Source organism: Ochrobactrum sp. PL_is483 (assembly GCF_055816855.1).
This window is the reverse complement of sequence record NZ_JBVPGS010000036.1, coordinates 19935-35336: the sequence shown is the minus strand read 5'-3', so window position 1 is coordinate 35336 and position 15402 is coordinate 19935. Positions and strand designations below refer to the sequence as shown.

The following is a 15402-nucleotide window of genomic DNA, read 5'->3' as shown; positions in this document are numbered from 1 at the left end:
TGCCGTTCTTGGAGAGAAAAGAGGATAGCCCTATGGCAACCGTTAAGGTCGATAACAGCAATTTTCAGTCGGACGTTCTTCAGTCGAGCGAGCCTGTCGTGGTGGATTTCTGGGCTGAATGGTGCGGTCCCTGCAAGATGATCGCTCCGGCTCTGGACGAAATCGCGACCGAAATGGCCGGTCAGGTCAAGATCGCCAAGGTCAATATCGATGAGAATCCGGAACTGGCCGCGCAGTTCGGCGTGCGCTCGATCCCGACGCTTCTGATGTTCAAGGACGGCGAACTCGCCGCCAATATGGTCGGCGCTGCTCCCAAGAGCCGCCTTGCCGACTGGATCAAGGCTTCTGCTGCTTAATCAGCGCATCCAAGAAATGAAAAAACCCGGCCTTCGAGCCGGGTTTTTTGTTGGTGCGAGAAAGAGTTCGGACTTACTTCGACTTTTTCCGAGCGCGGGCTCGGTCGTCGTCGCTTGGATTGCATTCCTGATGCGTTCCCGGAATGTAGAATTTTCCGTCAGCGGCGGGGTTGGTGCCGCCGTCACATCCCGGCATTCCATTCCCTGCGCTTCCTCCATCGCCGCCATTGCCGCCCGCTTGAGCGAAAGCGTGTGTCGTCGCCCCGCCAACGGCAACGAATAGAATTAAAAACACAAACGTCCTCATCTCGATTCCTCCCGTGGAGTGAGGCAGATTGCTCGTTATTCTATTACCGGAGGGCTCTGGCCGCATCTCCTACTTGTTGCCGGCAAACCAGCCAGTCAAACAGGCGGGGTTCCGTTGTCTCGCAGGACTTCGCCCGCGAGATAAAGCGATCCGCCAATCAGGATGCGCGGCGGCGCTTCATCCGGAGGCCATGTGTCGCGCAAAAGTTTCAACGCATTGGCAACCGAATGCACAGGCTCTGCCGAAAGATTGGCCTTCTGCGCGGAAACCGCCAGCTCGTCATTGGGAATGCCCGCATCGCTGGACGGGATGGGCACGGTGAAAACATGCCGCGCCATGCCGGAAAAGGCTTCGAAATAGCCGACAGGGTCCTTGGTGTTGATCATGCCGGTGATGAGGAATAGCGGGCGTGCATTGCGCTCTTCAAGGTCGCCGAAGGCTTCCGCGATCACGGCGCCCGCACCCGGATTATGACCGCCATCAAGCCAGATTTCGGATGCTGCCGGGGCCATATCCACGAGCGCGCCATGGGTAAGCCGCTGCATGCGGGCAGGCCAGTCCACCACCATCAGCGCCTTTTCGACTGCCTTGTCGGTCAGGCTGAAACCGGCCATCTGCACGGCCTCGATTGCGGCTGCGGCATTGGAAATCTGATGGCGTCCGGGCAGGCGCGGCAAAGGCAGGTCGATCAGACCATCCTCGTTCTGGAACACCATGCGGCCATGTTCCTCGAAGGCGAGAAAATCCTGTCCGTAGACCGAAACCGGACAGTCAAGCCGGTCTGCTGTCGAGACAAGCACTTCCCGCGCCGCATCGAAGGGCTGGAAGCCGACGACGACCGGGCATTTCTTCTTGATGATGCCAGCCTTTTCGGCGGCAATAAGCTCCACACGGTCACCGAGATAGGCCTGATGGTCGATGGAAACCGGCATGATGAGCGAGACGGCGGGATCGGTAATGACATTGGTGGCGTCGAAACGCCCGCCAAGGCCCACTTCCATGACGACGACATCCGCCGGATGCTCGGAAAAGAGCACGAAGGCCACAGCGGTCAGGATTTCGAAAACGGTGATGTGCTGCCCGCCATTGGCCGCTGCAACACGTTCTATGGCGTCGGCCAGAACATCATCGCTGACCAGCTTTCCGCCGCCGGGCGCCGCCAGACGATAGCGCTCGTGCCAATGGACAAGATGCGGCGAGGTGTGGACGTGAACGTCGAAGCCACCTGCCTCCAGAAGCGCACGGCAGAAAGCGGTCGCCGATCCCTTGCCGTTGGTTCCGGCAATGTGGATGACCGGCGGCAGCTTCAGATGCGGATTGCCAAGCTTTTCCAGAAGACCGCGGATGCGGTCCAGGGAAAGATCAAAACCCTTTGGATGCAACTGCATAAGCCGCTCGATTGCGGCGGCGGCTTTTTCCGTCACGATCAGGCTGCCTTGCTGTTTGCTTCCGTCTTCTTGGCGTCCGGAGTATCGCTGTTGGCAGGCTGCTTGGTCATGATCTTGAGGAGGCGCGCAATCGTGCTCTTCAGTTCAAGGCGAGAGACGACCATGTCGACCATGCCGTGTTCCATGAGATAATCGGCGCTCTGGAAGCCCTCGGGGAGCTTTTCACGGATCGTCTGTTCGATGACGCGCGGTCCGGCAAAGCCGATCAGTGCGCCGGGTTCGGCGATGTGGATATCGCCCAGCATGGCATAGGAAGCCGTCACGCCGCCGGTGGTCGGGTTGGTCAGGACGACGATATAGGGCAGGCCTGCCTCTTTCAGCATTTCCACGGCAACCGTGGTGCGCGGAAGCTGCATGAGCGACAGGATGCCTTCCTGCATGCGTGCGCCACCGGAGGCGGCGAACAGAACCATGGGACGCTTCAGCTCGATGGCCTTTTCAAAGCCCTGGATGATCGCTTCACCGGCGCCCATGCCAAGCGAGCCGCCCATGAAGCCGAAATCCTGAACGGTGGCGACAATCGGCAGGCCTTCGATGGTGCCGATGCCGTTGACGATGGCGTCATCCATGCCGGTGCGGGTGCGGTAATCCTTGAGACGATCGATATATTTCTTCTCGTCGCGGAATTTCAGCGGATCGACCGGCACTTTCGGTGCTTCAAGCGTGGTGTATTCGCCATTGTCGAAGAAGAAGCGCAGGCGATCCTTTGCCTTGATGCGCATGTGATGGCCCGAGGAGGGGATCACAAACTGGTTGCTCTCAAGGTCCTTGTGAAACACCATTTCACCGGTCGACGGATCCTTGATCCAGAGGTTTTCCGGCATTTCACGACGCCCGAGCATCGAATTGATCTTCGGACGGACGTAGTTGGTGATCCAGTTCATGACGTTTGGTTCCGTTTCTTGTTCTTCGGCAAAGAGCTTCAGCCGCCTAGCACTTTTAAGATGTGCTCTAAATGGACGATTTATTGGGCGGCTTCAAGGCGTGTGGCACGCACACTCTCTGCAAGAGCGTGGACAAGTCTTGTTGCTGCGGCGACAGGATCGCCCTTCGCCTTGCCGTTTTCGTCCAGTTCACCGGCAATCGCGTTGACAATCGCCGTGCCGACGACGACGCCATCCGCATGGGCGGCGATGGCTGCGGCGTGCTCCGGCGTCTTGACGCCGAAGCCGACGCAGATCGGCAGATCGGTGCTCTTCTTGATGTGGCGCACGGCTTCGCCAACCTTTGCCGTATCGGCAATAGCCGAACCGGTAATGCCGTTCATCGAGACGTAATAGACGAAGCCCGATGAATTATGCAGCACCTTCGGCAGGCGCTTGTCGTCGGTGGTCGGCGTGGTGAGGCGAATGAAATTGATGCCCGCCTTCATGGCCGGAATGCAAAGCTCGGCATCCATTTCGGAAGGAAGATCGACAACGATCAGCCCATCCACGCCGGAAGCCTTGGCATCAGCCAGAAAGCGCTCCACGCCATAGATATAGATCGGGTTGTAATAGCCCATCATCACGATCGGAGTCGTGTCGTCTTCCTTGCGGAATTCTGCCGCCATGTGCAGCGTCTTCGCCAGGGTCTGGCCGGCGTTGAGGGCGCGAAGGCCTGCCGCCTGAATAGCCGGACCGTCCGCCATCGGATCGGAAAATGGCATGCCAAGCTCGATCACGTCCGCACCGGCCTTTGGCAGGGCTTTCATCACCTTGAGCGAGGTTTCGAGATCCGGATCGCCACCCATGAAATAGGTAACGAGCGCCGGACGGCCCTCGGCCTTCAGTTCAGCGAATTTGGTGTCGATGCGAGTAGTCATACCGTGCCCCGTGGCAAAGTGCGCGCCAGATAGTCGGCAACGGGCTTGCCCGCCATCGCCGTTTCCATCCATGCGCGCCGTTCAAAGTCTATGATTCCCAGTTCCCACACGCAGGCCATCAAGAGCGGCTGTGCGGGCATGAATTCCACCTCGTCGCCGAGTTCCGACTGCCAGAGGATTTCCGTAGCAATGCCGCCCTCAAGCCACCAGTGCAGGAGCAGCCACAGGCCATCTTCACCCTGATGCAGAATCGCGAAACCCACGCCCAGATGCGGCAGGGCGGCGAGCTTTTCGGCGGCGGTCTCGATCTGTCTGCGGGCGAGGCCGACAGCGGCCTCCGCGACAGGATTGGCCGGATCGGCTTCGATGATGTTGAGCTTGATCGTCGCCGGACCGCACGTCGTCAGGCCGTCGAACCATGCGGCGCGCGGCTTGTAGACGGAGATTTCGGCGACGTCGTTGCCCATGTCAAATGTCCATGCCGAGAAGTTTGCCGACCGTGTGGACATCCTTGTCGCCACGACCGGACAGATTGACGATCATGACCTGATCCTTGCCCATGGTCGGGGCCATTTTCACGGCCTGCGCGATGGCATGGGCGGATTCGAGGGCGGGGATGATGCCTTCGGTGCGGGTGCAAAGCTGGAATGCATCCAGCGCCTCATCGTCGAGGATCGGCACATAGTCGACGCGCCCGCTGTCTTTCAGCCATGAATGTTCCGGCCCGACGCCGGGATAGTCGAGACCAGCAGAAACAGAGTGGCCTTCGAGAATCTGGCCGTCATCGTTCTGGAGGAGATAGGTGCGGTTGCCATGCAGCACGCCGGGACGGCCAGCGCTCATCGAGGCGCAATGTTCGTCACCGTCAAGACCGCGCCCGCCAGCTTCGACGCCGACGATTTTCACGGAGGCATCGTCGAGGAACGGATGGAACAGGCCGATGGCGTTGGAGCCGCCGCCAACCGCTGCCACGATCACGTCGGGCAGGCGTCCTTCCTGTTCCAGAATCTGCTGGCGTGCCTCGTTTCCGATCACCGACTGGAAATCGCGCACCAGTTCCGGATAGGGATGCGGCCCGGCAGCAGTACCGATCAGGTAATAGGTGTCTTCGACATTCGTTACCCAGTCACGCAGGGCTTCATTCATCGCATCTTTCAGCGTGCCGTTACCAGCAGTGACGGGCTTCACTTCGGCGCCGAGCAGCTTCATGCGGAACACGTTCGGCTTCTGGCGCTCGACGTCGGTTGCGCCCATATAGACCACGCAGGGCAGGCCGAAACGCGCGGCAACGGTGGCAGATGCCACGCCATGCTGGCCAGCGCCGGTTTCGGCGATGATGCGGGTCTTGCCCATGCGCTTGGCCAGCAGAATCTGGCCAAGGCAGTTATTGATCTTGTGACTGCCGGTGTGATTGAGGTCTTCGCGCTTGAAGTAAATCTTCGCGCCGCCCAGATGCTTGGTCAGGCCTTCGGCATAATAGAGCTTGGAAGGACGACCGGCATAGTAGGTGGAAAGCGCGTTCAGCTCCGCCTTGAACTCAGGATCGTTCTTCGCCGTTTCATAGGCTTCCTGCAATTCGAGGATCAGCGGCATCAGCGTTTCGGCAACAAAGCGTCCGCCGAAAATACCGAACATGCCCTCTTCATCGGGGCCTGTTTTGTAGGAATTGGGTTCAACCGGCTTGTTCAACGCTTCGCTCCGTCATTTCAGGCTGTCTGCGGGCGTCAGTGACAGCCCGGAAAAAATTCTCGATGAGACGCACATCCTTTTCGCCGGGCGCACGCTCGACGCCGGACGATATATCGATACCGGGCGTCTGGGTCTTGTGCAGCGCCTCCGCGATATTGTCCGCATTCAATCCACCGGAAAGCATGTAATCGATATCCGCGTCAAGCGCAGCCAGAAGTTCCCAGTCGAATGACACGCCATTGCCGCCCGGAAGCTCCGATCCCTTCGGCGGCTTGGCATCGAACAGGAAACGGTCGGCTATGCCTTTATAGGCCGCAATCGGCGCTAGATCGCTGGCCTCGCGCACCGAAAAAGCCTTCATGACCGGCAGGCCATAACGCGCCTTGATGGAGGCCACGCGTTCCGGCGTCTCGTGGCCATGCAGCTGCAAAATGTCGGGCTTCACCGTTTTCACGATGTCGTCCAGCGTTTCATCGTCGGCATCGACTGTAACGGCAACCGCAAGCGCGCGTCCCTTGACCGCATCGCGCAGGCTTGCCGCTGTCTGCGGCGTTATATGGCGCGGGCTTTTGGGAAAGAAGATGAAACCGATATGCGTCGCCCCGCCGTCGAGGGCGGCGGCAACGGCCTCCGGCGTCTTCAACCCGCATATTTTGATATCAAGGACCATAGGTTTCCCGTCGCACAAATCAGGGCACTACTCAAGTTGCTATCGGACCGGATGCCCGTCAAAACCCTGTGCAATCAGAAAATCATACGCCTCCATGGCCTCAAGGGGAACTGCCTGCGCGATCTGGTAGCCCTTGGCGGGATATTCCAGAATGCGTTGCAGGTCGCCAGTCATCTCATGGATAAGCATTTCGACCGGATGATCCGCCGTCGGCTGGTCTTCAAAGGCGGTGAGGGGAGCGGTGATGCTTGCGCGCGCTTCCGGCCATTGGCGCGCCACGGTCGCCAGAACGCGGCGCTGGGTCTGCGGCTTTGTCACAAGGATGGCGCTGATGGCGCCGGGCGCAAGCCTTTCGCGGCTAAACCTTATGTTTTCGCCGATATTGGTGGCATTGGGCTCGATCGCGATCGATTCTTTGGGCACGCCGCGCTTGATGGCGATTTCGGCAAAGGCTTCCGCTTCGCTTGTCTTATAGAGCTTTTCCGTCCAGTGGCCGCTTTTGCCGGTGAATACCAGCCAGGTCGCCATGCCTTCGAGAAAAAGATCGGCTGCTCTTTCGGCCACGCGCGGATCGTAGCTGCCAAGCCCGATAATGACATCGGCGGTTTCCAGCGGATCATAGATGCAGTGATAATCCCACAGCACCTTGGCGGCGGTCAGTATGGATGGGTTCATGTAAAGTCGATAGCCTGTAATGCGCTGCCATTGCGCTTCAGCCAAGCCTTGCAGCGCTCCGTGTCGGGGCAAAGCTCATGGCAGAGTTTCCAGAATTTGGGCCCATGGTTCATCTCGATGAGATGGGCCACTTCATGGGCGACAAGATAATTGATCACCGGGGCAGGCGCCATGCCGATGCGCCAGGAGAAGGAAAGGACGCCGTCCGAGGTGCACGATCCCCAGCGGCTTTTCGTATCCTTGAAACGCACCGCTTTCGCCTTGCGGCCGACAGCGGCGGTGTGGCGGGCGACAAGCGCCTCAATCTCGCGCTTCACCTCGCGCTTGATGTGATCGGCAACGCGGCGCGGCAGATGTGCCGGGTCACCATGGACGAGCAGGATGTTGCCTTCAAGAAGCTCGGTCGTGCCGCGTCCCGGCTGGTGCATGATCTTGTGCGGAACGCCGCGCAGGGGGATTTTGATACCGGCGCGCACGCCCGGCTGGTCTGGCAGTTTTGCGATGCGGCTTTCGATCCAGCCTTCATGGCGATTGAGGAAACTCAGCACTTCGCGCTCGGGAAGTCCGGGCGGAACCGTGACGCGCAACCCCTTGCCGCCGGTTTCGATGCGCAAGGTCAGCCGTTTGGCACGGGGATTTTCGAAAACGCGCAAGGGAAGTTCCCGCCCAGCGACCGCGTGAATGCGTTCGCTGCGAACGGTTGTCGTCCCAGCGGATGCCCCTTTGCCGCTGATTTGCCGAAGAAAGGAAAGGCCCATCATTCAAGAATAAGCGATTCGTTCAAAAAGCCAGAAAAATTTGCAGCTCAAAGCGAAACGGCGCGGTTTGACCGCGCCGTTTCCAAGGTTTTCAGGGCGTTAGGGCATTTCAAACATCGGTGATGTCGTTCGTGCCACCCTTGGCAGGCGTCTTCTTCGCGCTGGCACGGCGCTCGGCCATGAAGCGGTCGAATTCTTGCTTGTCGCGGGCACGGCGCAATTCTGCGGCATAGGCTTCGAATTCGGCGCGTGCTTCTTCAAGCTTGCGGCGTTCTTCGGCCAGTCGCTCCAGCTCGGCACGACGCCACTCATCAAAGGCCTCGTTGCCGGTGGTGCCGCCGAAGTTGAAGCTTTCGCCCTTGTGGCAGTTGCGGAACGAGCCGAACATGGAATCGGTTTTCTCGTTCACGCCGCGCTTGAACCCTTCGAGGCGATCACCCCAGAGGATATAGGCGAGCATGGCAAGGCCAAGCGGCCAGAACAGGAAAAAGCCGAGCACCATCAGCGCAATCGTGGCTGGCGTCCATGCCGGGCGGATCAATGCAGTATTGGTCATGGTCTGCTCCGTCAAAAAAAGCGCATGCCATCAAACCGTTCGACAATCGTTCGGCCACATGCGCGAAACCAGGGCCAGCCAGCCCACCCATGCGGGCATTTTCTTCTGGCGGCTTGATATCGACGTGGTGAGAAGATTGCGGCTTTTCAAGAATGCAACCTGCGGATTCAGGCCATGCGTCCCCAACCAATGTGATTAATTCGAAATTTTTTTGCGGAGATGCTCAAGAAAAGTGACGCAAAGTCCGGCTATCAGCGCCCAGAAGGCGGAACCGATGCCGAAAAACGCCATGCCGGAGGCTGTCACCGCAAAGGTTATGGTCGCGGCAAGACGCTCGTGTTCATCCTTGAGCGCCAGTGACATGGCGTTGATAAACGGGCCGGTCAGGGCAAGCCCGGCAACAAGGGCGATGAGCGTCACCGGCAGCACCGCAAAGATTGCGACCAGTGACGCTCCGAAGAGAGCAAACACGACATAGATCGCGGCATAGACCGGCCCGGTGAGCCAGCGTTTGGCGTGATCCGGATGTGCGTCCGGGTTGGTGCAAAGTGCTGCCGAGATCGCGGCAAGATTGGTGGTGGATGCGCCAAAAGGAGCAGTCAGCAGTGAAAACAGGCCGGTTACGCGCAGGCAGGCGCTGGTAGGCGGCTCATAGCCGGAAGCGCGCAGCACGGCGAAGCCCGGCAGGTTTTGCGACGCCATGGTCACCAGATAGAGCGGGATCGCAATACCGACCATCGCGCCCATGTGAAACTGCGGCCAGATGAGGGTGAGCGTGGAAATTTCAGGCGCGGGCAGCGCGGGCGACCGCCCTGTGACCAGAGCAAAGACCATGCCGATGACCAGAACGGCAATGACGGCGAGCGACGGATTGAACAGGCGGATGATGAAGAACAGCGCCACCAGCGGCAGAACGAAAATCGGATCGCCGGGCACGGTCTTGGCGGCGGCAATGACGAAACTGAGCAGCACGCCTGCCAGCATGCCCGATGCGACGGAAGCCGGGATGCGTGAAACGAGCACCGACAACTGGCGGATCAGCCCGGTGGCGACCAGTGCCAGCGCAGTCACGATGAAAGCGCCGACCGCTTCCGGCATGGTGAAGCCGGCGCTGGCTCCGATCAGCGCCAGCCCCGGCGTGGACCAGGCGGCGATGATCGGCATCTTGTAGCGGATACTAAGCCATGCGGAGGAAGCGGCAATCGCGAGACAGATCGCCGTGACCCAGCTTGCGGTTTCGGCCTGCGTGGCGCCCAGCACTTGCGCTGCCGCAATGATAAGCGCCAGCGTGCCGCCGAAGCCGACAATGGCCGCAACTGCGGAGGAAGCGAAAACCGAAAACCGCATGACTGTGCTCCGTTACGATTGTTCGCCGATGCGTTCCGCCAGACCGGACACGGTGCGGATCAGAAGATCGAGATCCTGCGGTCGCGACAGGCGATGGTCGCCGTCACGCACCAGCGTCAGGGTCACGTCGTCGACCGGCAGATGCTCCACCAGTGTCAGCGCATGCCTGTAGGGAACATCCGGGTCCTGCATCCCTTGCAGGATGTGCACGGGACAGCCCATCTCGATGATGCCTTTGAGAACCAGATTCTTTCGTCCGTCCTCGATCAAGGCGCGAGTGTAGATGTAGGGATTGGGCGAATATTCGGAGGGTTCTTCGAAATAGCCTTTTTCCTGAAGGTCGCTCTTCTGCGCTTCGGAAAGTGTCGGCTCCACAAGCACGGCGGTAAAATCGGGAGCAGGCGCGATCAGCACGATCCCGGCAGGCGGGTTGCCTTCCTTCATGAGCTCCTGCGCCATGCGTAGCGCAATCCAGCCGCCCATGGAGGACCCGACCAGAATCTGCGGACCTTTGGCAAATTTGCGATAAACGGCAAGGCTTTCGTTCAGCCAGCGCGAGATGGTGCCCTGATTGAAATCGCCGCCGGAGGAGCCGTGGCCGGAATAATCGTGACGCAAGGCGCTGTGTCCGGTCTCAGCCGCCCATTCGTCGAGGACAACGGCTTTGGTGCCCAGCATGTCCGAACGATATCCGCCGAGCCAGACGACGCCTGGTGCCTTGTCGCCTGCCCTGTATCGCACGGCGATTTTTGCTCCATCCACGTCGATGAATTCCGGCCCCGCAACGCTCATGTCAGATCTCCTCATTTTCCGGGAACGTTTTGGCATGTTCGGAAAAGAGAGAAAACCCGCCATGTGAGGCGAGGCCCTTGAAATGACGGCAAATGTGACCGATATGCCGCTTGTTCGCCGCGAAATGATAATAAAAAGTACGTTTATCACGCGGGGGTGATTTTTCCTGTCAAAGATGCTATTGACTTCGCCGCCTGCTTGACGACATTTCCGCGATCAACTGCGGTTTGATCGGGGACATGCCGTCTGGCAGCAAGCATCCGACCGCATGAGACGTAACAATTCAGGAGATAACGACCATTCGCCGACCCTTCAGAGCGACGCCGGTTCAGAAAGACGGACCGCGCTCCAACCGTGATATCCGGGTTCCCCGGGTTCAGCTTATCGATGCCGAAGGCCAGAACCATGGCGACGTTTCCATTCAGGAAGCGCTGGCCATGGCGGAAGAAGCAGGTCTCGATCTCGTTGAGATCGTGCCGAATGCAGAGCCTCCGGTTTGCAAGATCGTCGACCTCGGCAAGCTGAAATATCAGAATCAGAAAAAGGCCGCCGAAGCGCGCAAGAAGCAGAAAACGGTTGAAATCAAGGAAATCAAGATGCGACCGAACATTGACACCCATGATTATGAGGTGAAGATGAAGGCTGCTCTGCGTTTCTTTGAGGAAGGCGACAAGGTCAAGGTTACCTTGCGTTTCCGCGGACGCGAAATGGCGCATCAGGAACTTGGCATGAAGCTTTTGCAGCGCGTCAAGGAAGACACTGTTGAAATCGCCAAGGTCGAGTCCGAGCCGAAGCTTGAAGGCCGTCAGATGATGATGGTTCTCGCTCCGCGCTGAACTTTGCGAAATGCCTTGGAAAAGCCGCCTTCGGGCGGCTTTTCATTTGCCCGGACAAACCTAGGATCATGGAAACACAATGAAGACTTTGGGCGAACTGGGGAAATATCAGCAGCGGCGGCGCCTCGCGATCGGTGCCGTAGTGGTGCTTCTGGTCGTGGCGCTGCTGTTCGTAGGCTCGCAGTCGACCGGGCATTTTCACGAATATATCGAGGCTTTCGGCCTCAGCCTGATCGTTGCCGCCATTATTGGCCGCATGTGGTGCACCCTCTATATCGGCGGGCGCAAGAGCGCGGAAATCGTGCAGAGCGGTCCATATTCGGTCACGCGCAATCCGCTTTACGTCTTCAGCAGCATAGGTGCGATGGGTATTGGCGCGCAGACAGGCAGCCTCATCATCGCGATCACTTTCGGCGTGCTTTGCTATCTCGCTTTCTCGGTCGTCATCCGCACGGAAGAGAAGTTCCTGAAGCAGAATTTCGGCAAGCCGTATGAAGCCTATTGCGCCAGTGTCCCGCGCTTCTTCCCGAAGCCTTCGCTGTTTCGTGACGACAAGGAACTGATCGTCCGTCCTGACCGGCTGTACCGGACCTTCACGGATGGCCTGGTGTTTTTCGTCGCCTATCCGTTTTTCGAGTTCGTGGAATATTTGCAGGACACACAAGTTCTGCCGGTGCTCCTCCATCTTTATTGACGTTTAGATCGCGATTCAGCCCAATTCGGGCATTGCGTTTTGCGGTCTTTGAGCCTATAAGGCCGCGTTCGAACCGCCCGGCAGGGCATGCCGTGGCGGTTTCGTATGCTTTTCGGGCTTGGTCAGTCCGGAAGTGAAAACAGGGTTCCGGTCGGTTGCAGATACCGACGCCGCTTGAAGCAAGAGGCGTGGAGTGCCGCAGGCACGACGGGGACTAAACAAAGGAGTAGCAAAATGCCCAAGATGAAGACCAAATCGGCCGCCAAGAAGCGGTTCAAGATCACCGGCACCGGCAAAATCAAGGCCGCAGCTGCTGGTAAGCGTCATGGCATGATCAAGCGTTCGAACAAGTTCATTCGCGATGCACGCGGCACCATGGTTCTCGCCGATGCCGATGCAAAGATCGTGAAGCAGTTCCTGCCGAACGGCCTCTAAGATTAGTCTGAGAAGGAGATCATAACATGGCACGCGTAAAACGCGGCGTTACCGCCCACGCAAAGCACAAGAAGGTTCTGGATCAGGCTGCTGGTTTCCGTGGCCGTCGCAAGAACACCATCCGCACCGCCAAGGCTGCAGTTGACCGTTCGAAGCAGTATGCTTACCGCGACCGCAAGAACCGCAAGCGCTCGTTCCGCGCTCTCTGGATTCAGCGCATCAACGCTGCTGTCCGTGAGCAGGGCCTGACCTATGGCCGTTTCATTGACGGTCTGGCCAAGGCTGGCATCGAAATCGACCGCAAGGTTCTGTCCGACATCGCAATCCACGAACCGGATGCATTCGGTGCGCTGGTTGCTTCGGCAAAGAAGGCTCTTGAGTATCTCAAGAACACCGAGACGCCGAACGCTTTTGAAGGCGCTGTCCGCTAAGCCAGCCGCCTTTCCCAAGCAGTATCGATAATTTTGGGGACCCGCGCTGGCTCGGCTGGCGCGGGTTTTCCTTTTTGGGGAGTGCAAACCGGGCATGAAGGATGAACCGGGCAAGCTGAGACTGGATCTGGATGCGGACGATCTCCGCAGCCTGCTGGTTCTGCTCGTCCAAAGCCAGGGCAAGCGCATTTCCAGCGCTGTCATTGGCGGTCATCGTGTCTGGATCAAACGCTATGATGCCGAAAGGCGTCCGCTCCCGAAGCGTCTGCACAGCCTGATTTCGCCGCTTCTTCCCTATCCCTTCCTGCGCAGCCCGAAAAATATCGGAGAAGCAGGCATGGGCGACCGCGAAGAGCGCAAGATGAGCGCCTTTATGCAGGCGGGCTTTCAGGTGCCAAGGATCGTCTACCGCCATGGAGCGGTGTTGGTTCTGAGCGATGTTGCACCGATCATTCAGGATCGGCTCGACCATCTGGGCCATGTTGATCCGCAAGCACATGACGCGCTTCTCATCCATTGCGCGCGCGCGTTGGGCGAGGCGCATGCAGTCGGGCTTTGCCACGGGCGTCCGCACCCGCGCGATTTCTTCGAGAAGAACGGCGTAGCGGGTTTTCTCGATTTCGAGGAGGAGCCGGAAACGGTCATGCCGCTTGCCGCCGCACAGGCGCGCGACGTCTGGCTTTTGTTCTTCCAGATTACCGCGCAGGCGCGGCTTGCAGAGACGCCGCAACAGGCATTTGCAGCTTACCGGGCGCTAGCCCCGGCAGCGGTGCTGCCGGAACTGGAGAAAATCGTCGGATTTTTCCGATTTACCATCGCGCCGCTGCGGCTGTTCCGCCGCATTTTTCTCGGCGGCGATGGAAGACGGCTTTTGCAGGCGATGGAATTTTTTGACGCAAATCTTGATGCATCTCACCAATCAGGTCAAAGAGAGTAACGAAAAAGCTTCTTTGGCTGCAAAGTGGAATTTTTTGGGGTGCCGCAGGCGCAACCGGCAACTGGAAACAAGAGGCGTGGAGCGTCATAGGCGCGACAGGGATTTAAACCAAGAGGCGTGGAGCGCCGCAGGCGCGACAGGGATTTAAACAATGAGTGATCTAGAACAACTCGAACGGCAGATTCTTGAAGACATTGCGGCGGCGGCTGACGAGCCGGCGATTGAAGCCGTCCGTGTCGCGGCCCTTGGCAAGAAGGGTTCTGTTTCGGAAAAGCTGAAGACGCTGGGCAGCATGACGCCTGAAGAACGTCAGGCGCAGGGACCGGCCATCAACGGCTTGAAAAACCGGGTTACCGAAGCGTTGACCGAGCGCAAGACCGAGCTGCGTCGTCAGGCGATTGCAGCGCGCCTTGAGCGCGAAAAGGTTGATGTAACGCTTCCTGTCCGCGAAAGTGCTGCATCGCGCGGCCGCATTCATCCGATTTCGCAGGTGATCGACGAGATCACGGCAATCTTCGCCGATATGGGTTTCTCGATTGCCGAAGGTCCGGATATCGAAACCGACTATTACAATTTCACGGCGCTGAATTTTCCTGAAGGCCATCCGGCGCGCGAGATGCACGACACGTTCTTCTTCAATGCGGACGAGAAGGGCGAGCGCAAGCTTCTTCGCACCCATACCTCGCCGGTGCAGGTGCACACCATGGAGAAGTTCGCAGCCATCCGTGACAAGGAAGGCCGCGACGAGCCGATCCGCATTGTCATTCCGGGCAAGACGTACCGCATGGATTCCGATGCCACCCATTCGCCGATGTTCCATCAGGTCGAGGGTCTGGTTGTCGACAAGTCGGCCACTGTCGCCAACATGAAATGGGTGCTGGAAGAGTTCTGCAAGGCTTTCTTCGAAGTGCCTTCGGTCAAGATGCGCATGCGCCCAAGCTTCTTCCCCTTCACCGAGCCATCGGTTGAAGTGGATATCCAGTGCGACCGTTCCGGCCCGCATGTGAAGTTCGGCGAAGGCAATGACTGGCTCGAAATTCTGGGCTGCGGCATGGTGCACCCCAATGTGCTGCGCGCTTCCGGCTACGATCCGGACGTCTATCAGGGCTTTGCCTGGGGCATGGGCATCGACCGCATTGCCATGCTGAAATATGGCATGCCTGATCTGCGCGCCTTCTTTGACGCCGATGTGCGCTGGATCGAGCATTACGGTTTCCGTCCGCTCGACATTCCGACGCTGTTCGGCGGTCTGAGCGCATGACGCAACTGCCCGAACCTTATCGCGATGCCGTGACCTTCGCCTTTGGCGATTCGCCGGAACTCGCCGACGAGCTGCTTGCGCTGGTGCTGGCGGGCCGAAAGACCGCGACCTGTGCCGCGCTTGCCTCTTTCGGGGAAGACGGTGAGCCGATGCCGGTCATCGGTCGCCGCGATGTGGTTCTGGACGGTCAGGGTCGACCTGCTGCGGTACTGGAAACCGTCGAACTGACGGTGCGCCGCTTTGATGAAGTTGATGCCGCATTTGCGGAAGATGAGGGGGAAGGTCCACTGGATGACTGGCGAAAAGGACACGAAGCCTATTTTCGCCGCAACGGCGGCTTTTCTCCGGACATGAAATTGCTTTGCGAGCGCTTTCGCGTGGTCGAAGTGCTCAAACGCTGAAATTT

20 protein-coding genes are annotated in these 15402 nt (G+C 58.8%); 9 read left to right on the top strand and 11 right to left on the bottom strand.

The window, feature by feature from the left end:
• Positions 1-32 precede the first annotated feature (32 nt).
• Together trxA and AC0TNJ_RS11855 are read left to right on the top strand one after the other, a co-directional pair.
• Positions 33-356 carry a thioredoxin gene (gene trxA / locus AC0TNJ_RS11860; RefSeq protein ID WP_006473274.1) on the top strand — a complete coding sequence of 108 codons (324 nt, stop codon included), beginning with the start codon at positions 33-35 and terminating at the stop codon, positions 354-356.
• Positions 357-486: 130 nt separating this feature from the next.
• The gene (locus AC0TNJ_RS11855) at positions 487-639 is read left to right on the top strand and encodes a hypothetical protein (RefSeq protein ID WP_473771253.1); all 153 of its coding nucleotides are present in this window, start codon (positions 487-489) and stop codon (positions 637-639) included.
• Between the two features lie 119 nt (positions 640-758).
• Here the strand turns inward: AC0TNJ_RS11855 and AC0TNJ_RS11850 are convergent, their stop codons facing one another.
• From AC0TNJ_RS11850 to AC0TNJ_RS11800, 11 genes are all read right to left on the bottom strand, one after another.
• Complete coding sequence (locus tag AC0TNJ_RS11850) at positions 759-2051, bottom strand: bifunctional folylpolyglutamate synthase/dihydrofolate synthase (protein ID WP_473771401.1); 1293 nt, start codon at positions 2049-2051, stop codon at positions 759-761.
• 38 nt (positions 2052-2089) lie between these two features.
• Positions 2090-2995: an acetyl-CoA carboxylase, carboxyltransferase subunit beta gene (gene accD, locus AC0TNJ_RS11845; RefSeq protein ID WP_122002842.1), complete on the bottom strand. Its 906-nt coding sequence runs from the start codon at positions 2993-2995 to the stop codon at positions 2090-2092.
• Positions 2996-3075: 80 nt separating this feature from the next.
• Positions 3076-3915, bottom strand: coding sequence for a tryptophan synthase subunit alpha (trpA, locus tag AC0TNJ_RS11840; RefSeq protein ID WP_122002843.1), 840 nt, complete (start codon positions 3913-3915; stop codon positions 3076-3078).
• Positions 3912-4382: a hypothetical protein gene (locus AC0TNJ_RS11835; protein ID WP_121981238.1), complete on the bottom strand. Its 471-nt coding sequence runs from the start codon at positions 4380-4382 to the stop codon at positions 3912-3914. Before AC0TNJ_RS11835 ends, trpA begins: the two co-directional genes overlap by 4 nt.
• 1 nt (position 4383) lies before the next feature.
• A complete protein-coding gene (gene trpB / locus AC0TNJ_RS11830; RefSeq protein WP_473768090.1) occupies positions 4384-5604 on the bottom strand; it encodes a tryptophan synthase subunit beta in 1221 nt (406 codons plus the stop codon).
• Positions 5588-6274 carry a phosphoribosylanthranilate isomerase gene (locus AC0TNJ_RS11825; protein WP_473771252.1) on the bottom strand — a complete coding sequence of 229 codons (687 nt, stop codon included), beginning with the start codon at positions 6272-6274 and terminating at the stop codon, positions 5588-5590. Before AC0TNJ_RS11825 ends, trpB begins: the two co-directional genes overlap by 17 nt.
• A 39-nt stretch (positions 6275-6313) precedes the next feature.
• Positions 6314-6949 carry a YdcF family protein gene (locus AC0TNJ_RS11820; protein ID WP_473771400.1) on the bottom strand — a complete coding sequence of 212 codons (636 nt, stop codon included), beginning with the start codon at positions 6947-6949 and terminating at the stop codon, positions 6314-6316.
• Positions 6946-7707 (bottom strand): M48 family metallopeptidase, encoded by a 762-nt coding sequence (locus AC0TNJ_RS11815; RefSeq protein ID WP_473771399.1) that lies wholly within the window; start codon positions 7705-7707, stop codon positions 6946-6948. The genes AC0TNJ_RS11820 and AC0TNJ_RS11815 overlap by 4 nt, the downstream gene beginning before the upstream one ends.
• Positions 7708-7816: 109 nt before the next feature.
• The gene (locus tag AC0TNJ_RS11810; RefSeq protein WP_473771251.1) at positions 7817-8263 is read right to left on the bottom strand and encodes a DUF2852 domain-containing protein; all 447 of its coding nucleotides are present in this window, start codon (positions 8261-8263) and stop codon (positions 7817-7819) included.
• Between the two features lie 195 nt (positions 8264-8458).
• Entirely contained in the window at positions 8459-9610 is a 1152-nt protein-coding gene (locus AC0TNJ_RS11805; protein WP_473771250.1) for a benzoate/H(+) symporter BenE family transporter, read from the bottom strand.
• 12 nt (positions 9611-9622) lie between these two features.
• Complete coding sequence (locus tag AC0TNJ_RS11800; RefSeq protein ID WP_473771249.1) at positions 9623-10402, bottom strand: alpha/beta hydrolase; 780 nt, start codon at positions 10400-10402, stop codon at positions 9623-9625.
• A gap of 299 nt (positions 10403-10701) precedes the next feature.
• Here AC0TNJ_RS11800 and infC point away from each other — a divergent pair, with 299 nt between their 5' ends.
• From infC to AC0TNJ_RS11765, 7 genes are all read left to right on the top strand, one after another.
• Positions 10702-11238, top strand: a complete 537-nt coding sequence (gene infC / locus AC0TNJ_RS11795; RefSeq protein WP_122002851.1) for a translation initiation factor IF-3 — start codon at positions 10702-10704, stop codon at positions 11236-11238.
• A 79-nt stretch (positions 11239-11317) separates the two neighbouring features.
• Complete coding sequence (locus AC0TNJ_RS11790) at positions 11318-11932, top strand: methyltransferase family protein (protein ID WP_122002852.1); 615 nt, start codon at positions 11318-11320, stop codon at positions 11930-11932.
• 234 nt (positions 11933-12166) lie between these two features.
• Positions 12167-12367 (top strand): 50S ribosomal protein L35, encoded by a 201-nt coding sequence (gene rpmI / locus AC0TNJ_RS11785; RefSeq protein ID WP_006473268.1) that lies wholly within the window; start codon positions 12167-12169, stop codon positions 12365-12367.
• Positions 12368-12393: 26 nt separating this feature from the next.
• Positions 12394-12798, top strand: coding sequence for a 50S ribosomal protein L20 (gene rplT, locus AC0TNJ_RS11780; protein ID WP_006468099.1), 405 nt, complete (start codon positions 12394-12396; stop codon positions 12796-12798).
• 94 nt (positions 12799-12892) lie between these two features.
• Positions 12893-13735, top strand: a complete 843-nt coding sequence (locus AC0TNJ_RS11775; protein ID WP_122002853.1) for a serine/threonine protein phosphatase — start codon at positions 12893-12895, stop codon at positions 13733-13735.
• A 151-nt stretch (positions 13736-13886) separates the two neighbouring features.
• Positions 13887-14996 carry a phenylalanine--tRNA ligase subunit alpha gene (pheS, locus tag AC0TNJ_RS11770; RefSeq protein ID WP_121981248.1) on the top strand — a complete coding sequence of 370 codons (1110 nt, stop codon included), beginning with the start codon at positions 13887-13889 and terminating at the stop codon, positions 14994-14996.
• Positions 14993-15397: an ASCH domain-containing protein gene (locus tag AC0TNJ_RS11765; RefSeq protein ID WP_473768096.1), complete on the top strand. Its 405-nt coding sequence runs from the start codon at positions 14993-14995 to the stop codon at positions 15395-15397. Before pheS ends, AC0TNJ_RS11765 begins: the two co-directional genes overlap by 4 nt.
• Positions 15398-15402 lie beyond the last annotated feature (5 nt).

Coding starts and splice junctions, on each gene's coding strand:
- trxA (WP_006473274.1), top strand. CDS start 33: ATGGCAACCGTTAAGGTCGATAACAGCAATTTTCAGTCGGACGTTCTT.
- AC0TNJ_RS11855 (WP_473771253.1), top strand. CDS start 487: ATGCGTTCCCGGAATGTAGAATTTTCCGTCAGCGGCGGGGTTGGTGCC.
- AC0TNJ_RS11850 (WP_473771401.1), bottom strand. CDS start 2,051: ATGCAGTTGCATCCAAAGGGTTTTGATCTTTCCCTGGACCGCATCCGC.
- accD (WP_122002842.1), bottom strand. CDS start 2,995: ATGAACTGGATCACCAACTACGTCCGTCCGAAGATCAATTCGATGCTC.
- trpA (WP_122002843.1), bottom strand. CDS start 3,915: ATGACTACTCGCATCGACACCAAATTCGCTGAACTGAAGGCCGAGGGC.
- AC0TNJ_RS11835 (WP_121981238.1), bottom strand. CDS start 4,382: ATGGGCAACGACGTCGCCGAAATCTCCGTCTACAAGCCGCGCGCCGCA.
- AC0TNJ_RS11825 (WP_473771252.1), bottom strand. CDS start 6,274: ATGGTCCTTGATATCAAAATATGCGGGTTGAAGACGCCGGAGGCCGTT.
- AC0TNJ_RS11820 (WP_473771400.1), bottom strand. CDS start 6,949: ATGAACCCATCCATACTGACCGCCGCCAAGGTGCTGTGGGATTATCAC.
- AC0TNJ_RS11815 (WP_473771399.1), bottom strand. CDS start 7,707: ATGGGCCTTTCCTTTCTTCGGCAAATCAGCGGCAAAGGGGCATCCGCT.
- AC0TNJ_RS11810 (WP_473771251.1), bottom strand. CDS start 8,263: ATGACCAATACTGCATTGATCCGCCCGGCATGGACGCCAGCCACGATT.
- AC0TNJ_RS11805 (WP_473771250.1), bottom strand. CDS start 9,610: ATGCGGTTTTCGGTTTTCGCTTCCTCCGCAGTTGCGGCCATTGTCGGC.
- AC0TNJ_RS11800 (WP_473771249.1), bottom strand. CDS start 10,402: ATGAGCGTTGCGGGGCCGGAATTCATCGACGTGGATGGAGCAAAAATC.
- AC0TNJ_RS11790 (WP_122002852.1), top strand. CDS start 11,318: ATGAAGACTTTGGGCGAACTGGGGAAATATCAGCAGCGGCGGCGCCTC.
- rpmI (WP_006473268.1), top strand. CDS start 12,167: ATGCCCAAGATGAAGACCAAATCGGCCGCCAAGAAGCGGTTCAAGATC.
- rplT (WP_006468099.1), top strand. CDS start 12,394: ATGGCACGCGTAAAACGCGGCGTTACCGCCCACGCAAAGCACAAGAAG.
- AC0TNJ_RS11775 (WP_122002853.1), top strand. CDS start 12,893: ATGAAGGATGAACCGGGCAAGCTGAGACTGGATCTGGATGCGGACGAT.
- pheS (WP_121981248.1), top strand. CDS start 13,887: ATGAGTGATCTAGAACAACTCGAACGGCAGATTCTTGAAGACATTGCG.
- AC0TNJ_RS11765 (WP_473768096.1), top strand. CDS start 14,993: ATGACGCAACTGCCCGAACCTTATCGCGATGCCGTGACCTTCGCCTTT.